This is a genomic window from Subtercola boreus, assembly GCF_006716115.1.
Lineage (GTDB): Bacteria > Actinomycetota > Actinomycetes > Actinomycetales > Microbacteriaceae > Subtercola > Subtercola boreus.
On the sequence record NZ_VFOO01000001.1, the window covers coordinates 1,179,138 to 1,193,114 of the forward strand.

Genomic DNA, 13,977 nt, shown 5'->3' on the forward strand with positions numbered 1-13,977 from the left:
GATCAGCTCGCCAGTTCCCGGGTGCCTGCGAAAGCCGGCCATGCCGCCCGGCCCGCGTCGGCACCCCGCCCCGCGTCCCGCACCTGCTCCGAGGCATCCGGCAGCCACAGCCGGGCCGTGCGCTTCTGGCCCATGAACCCCTTGCCCCGCGCGCTCACCGTCACCTGGCGGCTCGCGAGGTGACCGAAGCCCTGGCCGATGCCCTGCCAGCTGCTCTCGGTGATGCGCAGGGTGGCCTCGCTCTGTGGCCAGTCGCCCAGCACGATCATCGTGGCCTCACGCTGCCTGATGCGTGCCGCCAGCCGGGCCGCCAGCGCATCACCGAGTCGCGGGGGAGCGACGGTGACGACCACCGTGACCACGTCGATCACAGCCGACACCACGGCCAGCCACTGCTCACCGGGATGCGGCACGAAGACCAGCCTGTCGAGGTCGATACCGGAGCGACTGGCGGCCTCGGCCCCGAAGTCGGGCAGCCCGACGACACCGCACCAGGCGCCGGCCGCAGACGGCCCCGCCATCATCGCCATGGCGAGGGAGTGCGACCCCTCGACCGAGTACGCGGCTCCGGCCTTCAGCGCCCCACCGGGGAGCAGGGACGCCAGCGCTGGAGTCGTCTGCAGGTTGCGGGTCTCGAGTTTCGTGGCCTGCATCTGGCGGATGCGCTCCTGCAGTTCGCGCACCGAGGGAGCCGCGGGGGCGGCTTCGGCGAGAAGAACAGCAGGGTCTGGCATGCCCCAATATTCGAACATATGTTCGAATAAGTCAACCCCGGGACCCTGCTCAGAACTGTAGTGTCAGGAGATGACATTCGAGAACGAAGACCGCAGAACCCGCCACGCCGAGAAGGATGCCGCGAAGCACCACTCCGACCATGGGATCTCCGAGCGCGACCAAGCAGCTCTCGACCGGGTGAGCACCGCGCAGAGCGAAGAAGACACCGAAGTACTGCAGAACGAGCCCATCGCCGACAGCGACGGGGTCGACGGCGACACCGATCTCGCTGACATCAACGTGCTGCCGGGCACCGGCGGCCCCGACGACGACGGGGACATCGAGGTCGACCCCGCAGAGCTGAACCTCAGCGGCGACTCGATCCCCGGGCATCCAAAGCCCGCGTCGCACCCGCACTGAACGAGTTCCTCTCCTCCACAGACGCATCGGCTGACGTGTTCTCCACAGATGCGGGCCCCGTCAGTGTGCCCTCTGGTGCGAGGCATAGTCTGAAGAGATGACCGACAGCACCCCAGCCGCAGCATCCGAACCCCGCACCCCCACCGCCATCGACGCCATCGCCGAACGCTGGGTCGACACACTGGTACAGCTCGAACCGGCCGTCGGCACATACATCGGCCGGAACGAGGCCAACGACCGTTATGGCGACTACTCGCCGGAGGGTCATGAGCGCTACATCGCCGAGGTTCGCCGAACGCTCGCCGAGCTCGAAGCCGCACGGCCGGCCGACGACGTCGACGAGGTGACCCTCACCGACCTCGGCAGCGAACTGCGTCTCACGCTCGAGAGCTCGGCGGCGAAGCTGCAGCTGCGCGACCTCAACGTGATCGAATCACCGTCGCAGCAGATCCGCGAGGTCTACGACCTCATGCCCACCGAAACCGTCGACGACTGGGAGGTCGTCAGCCACCGGATGTCCGGCGTGGGAGCAGCGATCGACGGCTACATCGAGACCCTGCGGCAGGGCATCCGCGAAGGCGTCGTGCCGGCCCGCCGGCAGGTGCGCGAAGTGCTGTTGCAGGTGAACAAGAATGTGGGGGAGAGCGGATTCTTCTTCGACCTGGCGCGTTCGGCGTCGAATCCCGACCTGGCCGTCCCTGAGCTCGGCCGCCCGCAGGCTCCGGATGCCCTCCCCGACTCGCTCGCCCGGCAGCTCCGGCACGGCGCCGGTGTCGCCTCCGCCGCCTACGGTCGGCTGGGGGAGTTCCTGAGCGCAGAACTCGTGCCCGCGGCATCCGACACCGACGCCGTGGGCCGCGAGATCTACGCTCTCGAATCGCGCAAGTTCCTCGGTGCCACCGTCGACCTCGACGAGACCTACGAATGGGGTGTCGCCGAACTTGCACGCATGGTGAGCGAGCAGGAGTCGATCGCGAACGAGATCCTCCCCGGCGCGTCCATCCACGAAGCGATCGCGCACCTCGACGCCGACCCCTCGCACAAGCTCTTCGGCACGGCCGCCCTCCAGCAGTGGATGCAGGAGACGAGCAACAGGGCGATCGCCGACCTCGCGGGGACCCAGTTCGACATCCCCGCCGAGATCGCCACCATCGAGTGCATGATCGCGCCCACCAATGAGGGCGGGATCTACTACACCGGTCCGACCGACGACTTCTCACGCCCCGGCCGCATGTGGTGGTCGGTGCCCGAGGGCGTCACCGAGTTCGACACCTGGCGGGAGCTGACCACCGTGTACCACGAGGGTGTTCCCGGCCACCACCTGCAGATCGGCCAGGCCGTGTACAACAGGTCGAAGCTGAACACCTGGCGGCGGCAGCTCGCCGGAACGTCCGGCCATGCCGAAGGCTGGGCGCTCTACGCCGAACGGTTGATGCAGGAACTCGGCTACCTCGACCAGCCCGCCGACCGGCTCGGGATGCTCGACGGCCAGCGGATGCGCGCGGCCCGCGTCGTCCTCGACATCGGCGTGCACCTCGGCAAGCCCCGCCTCGACGGCCACGGCGTGTGGGACGCGGAGTACGCGCTCGAGTTCATGCGGGAGAACGTGAACATGAACGACGGATTCATCCGCTTCGAGGTCAACCGCTACCTCGGCTGGCCCGGCCAGGCACCCTCCTACAAGGTCGGGCAGCGCATCTGGGAGCAGTTGCGCGACGACTATCGGGCCCGGCAGGGATCCGCGTTCGACATCCGCGAGTTCCACCGCCGCGCCCTCGACCTCGGCGGCGTTCGCCTCGACACGCTCGTGTCGGCAATGGGGCGCTGAAATGGCGGCACGGCTCAGGTTGCTCCGCCCTCTTTCGCGGGGCTAAGATTACATGGCGCAATTTGCGTCGATCACTCATCTGCCGTGCAGCAGACACCCACTCGGATCCGAGCGTGTTCACTGCCGCCCGGCCCGATACATGTCCATACTGGAGCAACTACTACATGACAATCGTAACGACCGACAGGGCACCCAAGCAGGTCGCCGTCAACGACATCGGATCTGCTGAAGACTTTCTTGCCGCGGTCGAGAAGACACTGAAGTTCTTCAACGACGGAGACCTCATCGAAGGCACCGTTGTAAAGATTGACCGCGACGAGGTCCTCCTCGATGTCGGTTACAAGACCGAGGGCGTCATTCCCTCGCGCGAACTTTCCATCAAGCACGACGTTGATCCCACCGAGGTCGTCCAGGTCGGCGACCTGGTCGAGGCCCTCGTCCTCCAGAAGGAAGACAAAGAAGGCCGTCTGATCCTCTCCAAGAAGCGCGCACAGTACGAGCGTGCCTGGGGAGACGTCGAGAAGATCAAGGACGCCGACGGTGTTGTCACCGGTTCGGTCATCGAGGTCGTCAAGGGTGGCCTCATCGTCGACATCGGCCTCCGCGGCTTCCTGCCGGCATCGCTCATCGAGCTCCGCCGCGTTCGCGACCTCACGCCGTACCTCGGCCAGGAGATCGAAGCGAAGATCCTCGAGCTCGACAAGAACCGTAACAACGTCGTCCTGTCGCGCCGCGCCCTGCTCGAGCAGACGCAGAGCGAGAGCCGCACCACGTTCCTGAACAACCTCCAGAAGGGACAGGTCCGCAAGGGCGTCGTCTCGTCGATCGTCAACTTCGGTGCGTTCGTCGACCTGGGCGGCGTCGACGGTCTGGTCCACGTCTCCGAGCTCAGCTGGAAGCACATCGAGCACGCCTCAGAGGTCGTCGAGGTTGGCCAGGAGGTCACCGTCGAGATCCTCGAGGTCGACCTCGAGCGCGAGCGTGTCTCCCTGTCGCTCAAGGCGACGCAGGAAGACCCGTGGCAGGTCTTCGCCCGCACCCACGCCATCGGGCAGGTTGCTCCGGGCAAGGTCACGAAGCTGGTTCCCTTCGGCGCGTTCGTCCGCGTCGCAGAGGGTATCGAAGGCCTCGTGCACATCTCCGAGCTCTCGGGCAAGCACGTCGAACTCGCCGAGCAGGTTGTCTCGGTCGGTGACGACGTGTTCGTCAAGGTCATCGACATCGACCTCGAGCGTCGCCGCATCTCGCTGAGCCTCAAGCAGGCCAACGAGGGTGTCGACCCCGAGGGTACCGAGTTCGACCCGGCACTCTACGGAATGCTCACCGAGTACGACGACCAGGGCAACTACAAGTACCCCGAAGGCTTCGACCCGGAGACCAACGAGTGGCGCGAAGGCTTCGAGACCCAGCGCGAGAAGTGGGAGCAGGACTACGCTGCAGCCCAGGCTCGCTGGGAAGCCCACAAGAAGCAGGTTGCGACCTCCAACGAGGAGACCCCGCTCGACGCCGTCAGCGGCACCTCGGCAGGTTCGTCGTTCTCCAGCGAGTCAACCGGAGCCGGCACCCTCGCCGACGACGAGACCCTCGCGGCGCTTCGCGAGAAGCTGTCCTCCAGCAACTCCTAGGCACCACAGCAGCACACGAGAGGCCGTTCTCCTTCGGGAGGGCGGCCTTTCGCCGTTCCCGGCAGATGCAGGGTTCCGGATGCCCGGCGGCGCACTCGCTAACATGAAACCGTGCACCTCGTAGCCCTCACCGGCGGCATCGCCTCCGGAAAGTCCACCGTCGCCGCCCGTCTCGCCGAACACGGGGCGGTCATCGTCGACGCCGACAAACTCGCCCGCGAGGTCGTCGAACCGGGAACGGAAGCGCTGCGGCAGCTCAGCGACACCTTCGGCGCCGACCTCATCCGGCCCGATGGCTCCCTCGACCGCCCTGCCCTCGGCAAGCGTGTCTTCGGCCAGCCCGCGCAGCTGCAGAAGTTGAACGACATCACACACCCGGCGGTGCACCGCCTGGGCCTCGAGCGCATCACCGCCGCCGGGGCGGCCGATCCGGAAGCCATCGTCGTCTACGACGTACCGCTTCTGCTCGAGGCGACCAGGCGGCCCTACGATTTCGAATTCGTCATCGTCGTGAGCGCCGAAGAGGAGACGCGCGTGCGGCGGCTCATCGAACTCCGCGGCATGTCCGAGGTGGATGCCCGCAGCCGGATCGGCTCGCAGGCCACCGAAGCCGAACGCCTGGCCGTCGCCGACACCGTCATCGATTCGAACGGCACTCTCGGCGAGACGCGCGCGCAGGTGGACGCTCTCTGGGAGACGCTGAAGGCTCTCCCCGGGACCGGCGCGCGGAGCGCGGCGGCATCCGGGACCCGGCCGGACCGGGCCTAGCCGAAGAGCTGCGCGGCCTCGTCGTACCGCGCCTGCGGAACCGTCTTCAGCTTGCCGAGGGCCTCTTCGAAGCCGACGTTCTCGATCTCCGTTCCGCGGAGCGCCACCATCTGGCCCCAGTTGCCGGCCTGCACAGAATCGCTGGCGGCCATGCCGAGCCGGGTCGCGAGCACCCGGTCGAATGCACTCGGCACCCCGCCGCGCTGGATGTGGCCGAGGGTGGTCGCCCGGGTCTCGATGCCCGTCATCTCCTCGATCATCGGGGCGAGACGTTCGCCGATGCCACCGAGGCGTGGGCGGCCGAAGGCGTCGAGCCCGCGCTCGGAGTGGGCGTCGTCGGCCGACCCGGGGATGAAACCCTCGGCGACGACGACGAGCGGTGAACGCCCGCGGGCGTTGGCGCTCTCGACCCAGCCGCGGACCTCGTCCATCGTGGTCTTCTGCTCAGGAATGAGGATCGCGTGCGCGCCCGCGGCCATGCCGGAGTGCAGGGCGATCCAGCCGACGTGCCGGCCCATCACCTCGGCGACCATGCAGCGGCTGTGGGAGTCGCCGGTGGTGCGGAGCCTGTCCATGGCGTCGGTGGCGATCTGAACGGCGGTGTCGAAGCCGAATGTGTAGTCGGTGGCGTCGAGGTCGTTGTCGATGGTCTTCGGCACTCCGACGATCTTCAGTCCGGCATCCGTGAGCCGTTTGGCAGCCGCCAGGGTGCCCTCGCCGCCGATGGCGATGATGGCGTCGATGCCTTCGCGCTCCATGTTCGCCTGGATGCGCTCGGGGCCGCCCTCGCCCTCGAACGGGTTGGTGCGCGAGGTGCCGAGGATGGTGCCGCCCTCTTTGGCGATACCGCGCACATTCGCGCGACCGAGCTCGATCAGGTCGGACTTGACGACTCCGCGCCACCCGCCGCGGAAGCCGACGAACTCCTGGTCGTTGATCTCCGTGCCTTTCAGCACAATGCCGCGGATGACCGCGTTCAGGCCCGGGCAGTCTCCACCGCTGGTCAGAATTCCAATTCGCATGGCTATACCCTATGGCTTTCCCGCACAGCGTAATCGACGGCCGATCCTGCCGCGAAGGCAGCCGGTGTCAGTGGCCCTTCGTAAACTTGGAGCATGGAACCCACTCGCTCTGTTCGCCCCTTCGAAGTCATCAGTGACTACACACCGAGCGGTGACCAGCCGGCGGCGATCGCCGAGCTCACGGCCCGCATCAACGCCGGCGAGACAGACGTCGTGCTGCTCGGTGCGACCGGTACGGGCAAGTCGGCGACGACCGCGTGGCTCATCGAGGCGGTGCAGCGGCCGACGCTTGTGCTCGCCCACAACAAGACCCTTGCCGCGCAACTCGCGAACGAGTTCCGCGAGCTGATGCCGAACAACGCGGTCGAGTACTTCGTGTCGTACTACGACTACTACCAGCCCGAAGCGTACGTGCCGCAGACCGACACCTTCATCGAGAAGGACAGCTCGATCAACTCGGAGGTCGAGCGGCTGCGGCACTCCACGACGAACTCGCTGCTCAGCCGCCGCGACGTGATCGTGGTGTCGACGGTCTCCTGCATCTACGGCCTCGGCACGCCCCAGCAGTACATGAACGCGATGATGGCACTGCAGGTGGGCATGAAGGTCGACCGCGACTGGCTGATCCGCAAGTTCATCTCCATGCAGTACCAGCGGAACGACATCGACTTCTCCCGCGGCAACTTCCGGGTACGCGGCGACACCATCGAGATCATTCCGATGTACGAAGAACTCGCGATCCGGGTCGAGATGTTCGGCGACGAGGTCGAGGCGCTCTACACGCTGCACCCCCTGACCGGCGACGTGATCCGAAAGATGGACTCGGTCTCGATCTTCCCGGGCTCCCACTACGTTGCCGACACAGACGTCATGCATCGCGCCATCGGCACGATCCAGGAGGAGCTCGGCGACCGGCTGAAGCAGCTCGAACGGGAGGGCAAGCTGCTCGAAGCCCAACGGCTCCGGATGCGCACCACCTTCGACCTCGAGATGATGCAGCAGATCGGCTTCACCTCCGGCATCGAGAACTACTCCAGGCACATCGACGGGCGGAACCCCGGCGAGGCGCCGCACTGCCTGCTCGACTACTTCCCCGACGACTTCCTGGTCGTCATCGACGAGTCGCACGTCACTGTTCCGCAGATCGGGGCGATGTACGAGGGCGACTCCTCCCGCAAGCGCACGCTCGTCGAGCACGGTTTCCGGCTGCCGAGTGCGCTCGACAACCGTCCGCTCCGCTGGAACGAGTTCAACGACCGCGTCGGCCAGAAGGTCTACCTCTCGGCGACACCCGGCAAGTATGAAATGGGTATCGCCGACGGGGTGGTCGAGCAGATCATCCGGCCGACCGGCCTGATCGACCCCGAGATCATCGTGAAGCCCTCCAAGGGGCAGATCGACGACCTGCTGGAGGAGATCCGCATCCGCGTCGCGAAAGACGAACGCATTCTCGTCACCACCCTCACGAAGAAGATGGCCGAGGAACTCACCGACTTCATGGGGGAGCACGGCGTGCGGGTGCGCTACCTGCACTCCGACGTCGACACGCTGCGCCGGGTCGAACTGCTCACCGAACTGCGTGCCGGCGTCTACGACGTGCTGGTCGGCATCAACCTCCTGCGGGAGGGGCTCGACCTGCCCGAAGTGTCGCTGGTGGCGATCCTGGATGCCGACAAGGAGGGGTTCCTGCGCTCGTCGACGTCGCTCATCCAGACGATCGGTCGTGCGGCGCGGAACGTCTCCGGCCAGGTGCACATGTACGCCGATGTCATGACGGATTCGATGGCCCGCGCCATCGAGGAGACGACGCGACGGCGCGAGAAGCAGGTCGCGTACAACCTCGAACGCGGGGTCGACCCGCAGCCGCTCCGCAAGAAGATCAACGATATCACCGAAATGCTTGCGCGGGAGGGAGCCGACACGGCCGAGCTGCTCGCCGGTCGCGGCGGCAAGAAGAAGAGCCCGACCCCGAACCTGCGGCGCGAGGGCATCGCGGCCGCGGGTGCGAACGAGCTCGAGGGCCTCATCGGCGACCTCAACGACCAGATGATGACGGCCGCCGCCGAACTGAAGTTCGAGCTGGCCGCGCGACTCCGGGACGAGCTCGGCGACCTGAAGCGCGAGCTCCGCCAGATGGAGAAGGCGGGCCACATCTGAGGTATGCTCGACAACGGTGGCGACCCGTGGCCGGGGTCAAACATGAGCAAGGTTTCAAAGCATCGGGCCTCTGCGCTCTGGTAGCGAATCACTCAGGTGAGTACTCATGAGGTATGCCTGAACTGCATTCTGAAGCCGCCCGCATCTTCGGCGAACGCGTGAGGTCGTCCCGCCTCCAACTCGGGGTGAGCCAGGAGCATGTCGCCGAGCTGGCGGAAATGCACGTCACGAACGTCGGCAAGATCGAGCGGGGCCAGACGAACCCGAGCCTCTCGACGATCGTTGCGCTGGCGGGTGCGCTGAGTGCGGATCCGGGATCGTGGCTCACGGGCATCCGCCCGGAGATGGTGCCCGGGCGCTCGCACACCCTGACGGCGGCCGAATTCATCCGGGAGCGCACCCAGCGCGCCTAGCTCGAGCAGCGCAGTCGCGCCCTCCGCGCCCTCCGCGCCCCCAGAACGGTTCCGCTGCAGTTCGTCGCATGCGCGGGTGCGCGCGCAGGCGCGGAAGCGACAAACGTGCGCGGAACAGCGTGCGAGGGCGCCTCCGCTCTCAGCGTAGAACGGCGACCGCAGCGACCCCACGGGAGGGAGTGTCAGTGGCAGACCATAGACTTCTAGGGTGTCAATTACCAAGGTGGATTCCGCCGGAAAACTGAGCGTACGCGGTGCCCGCGTGCACAACCTTCGAGACGTCGACCTCGACATTCCGCGCGACTCGCTCGTCGTCTTCACGGGTCTCTCCGGGTCCGGCAAGTCGAGCCTCGCGTTCGACACGATCTTCGCCGAAGGTCAGCGCCGCTACGTCGAGTCGCTCTCCGCGTACGCCCGGCAGTTCCTCGGGCAGGTCGACCGGCCCGACGTCGACTTCATCGAGGGCCTGAGCCCGGCGGTGAGCATCGACCAGAAGTCGACGAACCGCAACCCGCGCTCGACGGTCGGCACCATCACCGAGATCTACGACTACATGCGGCTCCTCTGGGCACGTATCGGTATCGCGCACTGCCCTGTCTGCGGAGAGGTCATCTCCGCCCAGACGGTGCAGCAGATCGCCGACCAGCTGATGGAGCTCGAGACGGGCATCCGGTACCAGGTCGTCAGCCCGGTCGTCTCGCAGAAGAAGGGCGAGTTCGTCGACCTCTTCAAGGAGCTCGCAGCCGGCGGATACTCCCGCGCCGTGGTCGACGGCGACACCATCCAGCTGAACGAACCGCCGAAGCTGAAGAAGCAGTTCAAACACGACATCTCGGTCGTCGTCGACCGCCTGGTCGCCGGCCCCGACATCCTCGGCCGCCTCACCGACTCGCTCGAGACCGCGCTGCGGCTCACCGATGGAATCGTGCAGGTCAACTACGTCGACGCCGACGGCCCGGATGCCTGGCAGACGTTCAGCGAGAAGCTGAGCTGCCCGAACCAGCACCCGATCCATCTCACCGAGATCGAGCCGCGCACCTTCTCGTTCAACGCCCCGTTCGGCGCCTGCCCCGAGTGCTCGGGTCTCGGCACACGCATGTCGGTCGACGCCGACCTGCTGCTCGGCGACCCCGAGCTGAGCATCAACGAGGGTGTGCTCATCCCGTGGTCGACCCAGGGCAAGGGGCTCTACAACTATTACGACAAGCTGCTGCAGGGCCTGGCCCGCGACCTGAAGTTCGACCTCAGCACCCCATGGAACGAGCTCAGCAAGACCGTCCAGGAGGCGGTTCTCCGCGGCGACAACTTCGAGGTGCGGGTGAAGTGGAAGAACCGCTTCGGTCGCGAGATGAGTTACACCTCCGGCTTCGAGGGTGTGGTTCCCTACATCGAACGGCAGTACCTGCAGGCCGAGACCGACAACCAGCGCGCGCGCTGGGCCGAGTACCTCCGTGAGGTCGCCTGCCCCGTCTGCAACGGCAAGCGGTTGAAGCCCGAGGTGCTCGCGGTGCTGGTCAACGGCCACAGCATCGCCGACGTGACCGACATCAGCCTCTCCGACGCGCAGGCCTTCATGGACGACCTGACCCTCACCGAGCGCGAGGCCCACATCGCCGCGCAGGTGCTCCGGGAGATCCGCCTGCGGCTCGACTTCCTGATCCAGGTCGGGCTCAACTACCTGAACCTGGCCCGCGCGGCCGCCTCGCTGAGCGGCGGTGAGGCCCAGCGCATCCGTCTCGCGACGCAGATCGGATCGGGTCTCACGGGAGTGCTCTACGTGCTCGACGAACCGAGCATCGGCCTTCACCAGCGCGACAACCGGCGACTCATCGAAACGCTCGTCAAGCTGAAGAACCTCGGCAACACGCTGATCGTCGTCGAGCACGACGAAGACACGATCCGCACGGCCGACTGGGTCGTCGACATCGGCCCCGGCGCCGGCGTGAACGGCGGGAAGGTCGTGCACTCGGGATCGTACGAGGGCCTGCTCGCGAACACCGAGAGCCTCACGGGCGACTACCTGTCCGGCCGCAAGTCGATCGACATCCCCGACCGCCGGCGTCCACTCGACCCCGACCGGGAGATCGTCGTCGTCGGCGCCGAGGCCAACAACCTCAAGAACGTCACCGTCAGTTTCCCGCTCGGCACCTTCATCGCCGTCACCGGCGTGAGCGGCTCCGGCAAGTCGTCGTTGGTGAACGACATCCTCTACCGCGTGCTCGCCAACAAGCTGAACGGTGCCCGCAAGCTGCCGGGCAAGCACAAGCGCGTCACCGGCCTCGAGAACCTCGACAAGGTGGTGCACGTCGACCAGAACCCGATCGGCCGCACCCCGCGCTCGAACCCGGCGACCTACACCGGGGTCTTCGACCGCATCCGAACCCTCTTCTCGGAGACGATCGAGGCGAAGACGCGCGGCTACCAGCCCGGCCGGTTCAGCTTCAACGTCAAGGGCGGTCGCTGCGAGGCGTGCTCGGGCGATGGCACGATCAAGATCGAGATGAACTTCCTGCCCGATGTGTATGTTGCCTGCGAGGTCTGTGGGGGAGCGCGGTACAACCGTGACACCCTCCTGGTGCACTACAAGGGCAAGAACATCGCCGAGGTGCTCGAGATGCCGATCGCCGAAGCGGCCGAGTTCTTCGAGCCGATCGGCGCGATCCACCGGTTCCTGAAGACACTCGTCGAGGTCGGACTCGGCTACGTACGCCTGGGCCAGAGCGCGACGACGCTCAGCGGCGGCGAGGCGCAGCGGGTCAAGCTCGCCACCGAACTGCAGAAGCGCTCCAACGGGCGCTCGGTCTACGTTCTCGACGAACCGACCACCGGCCTGCACTTCGAAGACGTGCGAAAGCTCCTCCTGGTGCTGAACGGACTCGTCGACAAGGGCAACACCGTCATCGTCATCGAGCACAACCTCGACGTGATCAAGAGCGCCGACTGGCTGATCGACCTGGGTCCCGAAGGCGGATCCGGTGGCGGCAAGGTGTTGGCGACCGGTACTCCCGAGCAGCTGGCCCGCGTCAAGAAGAGCTTCACCGGGTTCTTCCTCAAAGAGATCCTGGATGCGGAGGAAGGCACGCGGCGTAAGGCGTCATGACCGACACTGTCAGCTATCGCCCGAAGGCGGGGGAGATCCCCACCCAGCCGGGCGTCTACCGCTTCCGTGACTCCACCGGCCGGGTGCTCTACGTCGGCAAGGCGCAGAACCTCCGTGCCCGCCTGAGCAACTATTTCGCCCCTCTCAGGAGCCTGCACGAGCGCACCCGCCGCATGGTCACCACGGCGTCGAGCGTCGAGTGGACCGTCGTCGGCACCGACGTCGAGGCCCTGCAGCTCGAGTACACCTGGATCAAGGAGTTCGACCCGCCGTTCAACGTCAAGTTCCGTGACGACAAGAGCTACCCGTTCATGGCGATCACGCTCGGCGACGAGGCCCCGCGCGTCATGGTCACCCGCAACCAGCGAATCAAGGGTGCCAAGTACTTCGGTCCCTACCCGAAGATCTGGGCCGTGCACGACACCATCGACCTGATGATCAAGGCGTTCCCGATCAGGACCTGCTCCGATTCGAGCTACAAGAAGGCGATGCAGAGCGGCCGGCCGTGCTTCCCCGGCCAGATCGGCCGCTGTGGCGGGCCCTGCTCGGGCAAGGTCACCATCGAAGAGCACCGCGAGCTCGTGAACGACTTCATCGCGTTCATGAACGGCCACGACAAACGGTTCGTCACCGAGACGACGAAGCGGATGCGCGAAGCCTCCGAGGCCCAGGAGTACGAGAAGGCGGCCCGCTTCCGCGACCAGTTGCACGCGCTCGACGCCGTGCTCGAGAAGAGCACCGTGGTGCTGGCCGACAGCGTCGACACCGACCTCTTCGGAATCGAACACGACGAGCTGGCTGCGGCCGTGCAGCAGTTCATCGTGCGCGGCGGCCGCATCCGCGGTGTGCGCGCCTGGATGGTCGACAAGGAGCTCGACCTCACCACCGCCGAACTCGTCGACTCGATCCTGCAGACCGCCTACGAGGGACAGATCCCGCCGCGCGAGATCATCGTGCCCGACCTCCCGGACGACGCTGCCGAACTGGAGCAGTGGCTCTCCGAGCGCCGCGGAACATCCAAAGTCGCCCTGAAGACCGCGCAGCGCGGCGAGAAGGCCGCGCTGATGCAGACGGCCACCCTCAATGCGAAGAACGCCCTGATGCTCTACAAGATGCGCCGCAGCACCGACTTCGTGGCGCGCACCGAGGCCCTCACGGACATCCAGAACGGTCTCGGGATGCCCGACGCACCGCTTCGCATGGAGTGCTTCGACGTCTCGCACCTCGGCGGCACGAACGTGGTCGCCTCGATGGTGGTCTTCGAAGACGGGCTCGCCCGCAAAGACCAGTACCGACGTTTCACGATCCCCGAGACCACCGACGACACGGACTCGATCTACCAGGTGATCACGCGGCGACTCGCATACCTCGAGGAGGGCTCCGAGCGGAGCGAGTCCGACAGCGTCACCAAGAAGTTCTCGTACCCGCCGAACCTGCTGATCGTCGACGGTGGCCAGCCGCAGGTACAGGCAGCGGCCCGGGCCCTCCGGGAGTCGGGCGTGCAGGGCATCTTCCTCGCCGGCCTTGCGAAGCGGCTCGAAGAGATCTGGCTGCCCGACGACGACTTCCCGGTCATCCTGCCGCGCGGCAGCGAGGCGCTCTTCCTGCTGCAGCGCATCCGTGACGAGGCCCACCGCTTCGCCATCACCCACCAACGGGCCCGCCGCAAGCGCGACATCACGAGCGTGCTCTCCGAGATCCCAGGGCTCGGACCGGCGCGGGTCAAGACCCTCCTGAAGGAGTTCGGCTCGGTCTCGAAGCTCAAGCAGGCGACGCCCGAACAGATCGCCGAGGTCAAGGGCGTCGGCGAGCTGCTGGCCACGACCATCCACCGGCAGCTTCGCAGCTGAGCGAACGGATGCCGCGGGCCCGTGTCGGCCCGGCCCGGTAGGGTTGAAGGTGACGACAGATCAAGCACCGAAGATCAGGC

10 protein-coding genes are annotated in these 13,977 nt (G+C 66.5%); 8 read left to right on the forward strand and 2 right to left on the reverse strand.

What is annotated here, in order from left to right:
• Positions 1-2: 2 nt before the first annotated feature.
• The gene (locus FB464_RS05485) at positions 3-734 is read right to left on the reverse strand and encodes a hypothetical protein (protein ID WP_246092944.1); all 732 of its coding nucleotides are present in this window, start codon (positions 732-734) and stop codon (positions 3-5) included.
• Between the two features lie 70 nt (positions 735-804).
• Here FB464_RS05485 and FB464_RS05490 point away from each other — a divergent pair, with 70 nt between their 5' ends.
• From FB464_RS05490 to coaE, 4 genes are all read left to right on the forward strand, one after another.
• Positions 805-1,134 carry a hypothetical protein gene (locus tag FB464_RS05490; protein ID WP_116414765.1) on the forward strand — a complete coding sequence of 110 codons (330 nt, stop codon included), beginning with the start codon at positions 805-807 and terminating at the stop codon, positions 1,132-1,134.
• Positions 1,135-1,231: 97 nt separating this feature from the next.
• Complete coding sequence (locus tag FB464_RS05495; protein ID WP_116414764.1) at positions 1,232-2,962, forward strand: DUF885 domain-containing protein; 1,731 nt, start codon at positions 1,232-1,234, stop codon at positions 2,960-2,962.
• A gap of 164 nt (positions 2,963-3,126) precedes the next feature.
• The gene (gene rpsA, locus FB464_RS05500) at positions 3,127-4,587 is read left to right on the forward strand and encodes a 30S ribosomal protein S1 (protein ID WP_116414763.1); all 1,461 of its coding nucleotides are present in this window, start codon (positions 3,127-3,129) and stop codon (positions 4,585-4,587) included.
• Between the two features lie 111 nt (positions 4,588-4,698).
• Positions 4,699-5,355, forward strand: coding sequence for a dephospho-CoA kinase (coaE, locus tag FB464_RS05505; protein ID WP_116414762.1), 657 nt, complete (start codon positions 4,699-4,701; stop codon positions 5,353-5,355).
• Here the strand turns inward: coaE and FB464_RS05510 are convergent.
• Complete coding sequence (locus FB464_RS05510; RefSeq protein ID WP_116414761.1) at positions 5,352-6,377, reverse strand: ATP-dependent 6-phosphofructokinase; 1,026 nt, start codon at positions 6,375-6,377, stop codon at positions 5,352-5,354. The two genes, coaE and FB464_RS05510, sit on opposite strands and share 4 nt — an antisense overlap.
• A gap of 93 nt (positions 6,378-6,470) precedes the next feature.
• On the opposite strand from FB464_RS05510, the gene uvrB reads away from it, so the two are divergent.
• From uvrB to uvrC, 4 genes are all read left to right on the forward strand, one after another.
• Positions 6,471-8,534 (forward strand): excinuclease ABC subunit UvrB, encoded by a 2,064-nt coding sequence (gene uvrB, locus FB464_RS05515; protein ID WP_116414760.1) that lies wholly within the window; start codon positions 6,471-6,473, stop codon positions 8,532-8,534.
• Positions 8,535-8,647: 113 nt separating this feature from the next.
• Positions 8,648-8,947, forward strand: coding sequence for a helix-turn-helix domain-containing protein (locus FB464_RS05520; RefSeq protein ID WP_116414759.1), 300 nt, complete (start codon positions 8,648-8,650; stop codon positions 8,945-8,947).
• 208 nt (positions 8,948-9,155) lie between these two features.
• On the forward strand, positions 9,156-12,047 hold the full coding sequence (gene uvrA, locus FB464_RS05525) for an excinuclease ABC subunit UvrA (protein WP_116414758.1): 2,892 nt from the start codon (positions 9,156-9,158) through the stop codon (positions 12,045-12,047).
• Positions 12,044-13,897 carry an excinuclease ABC subunit UvrC gene (uvrC, locus tag FB464_RS05530; RefSeq protein ID WP_116414757.1) on the forward strand — a complete coding sequence of 618 codons (1,854 nt, stop codon included), beginning with the start codon at positions 12,044-12,046 and terminating at the stop codon, positions 13,895-13,897. Before uvrA ends, uvrC begins: the two co-directional genes overlap by 4 nt.
• Positions 13,898-13,977 lie beyond the last annotated feature (80 nt).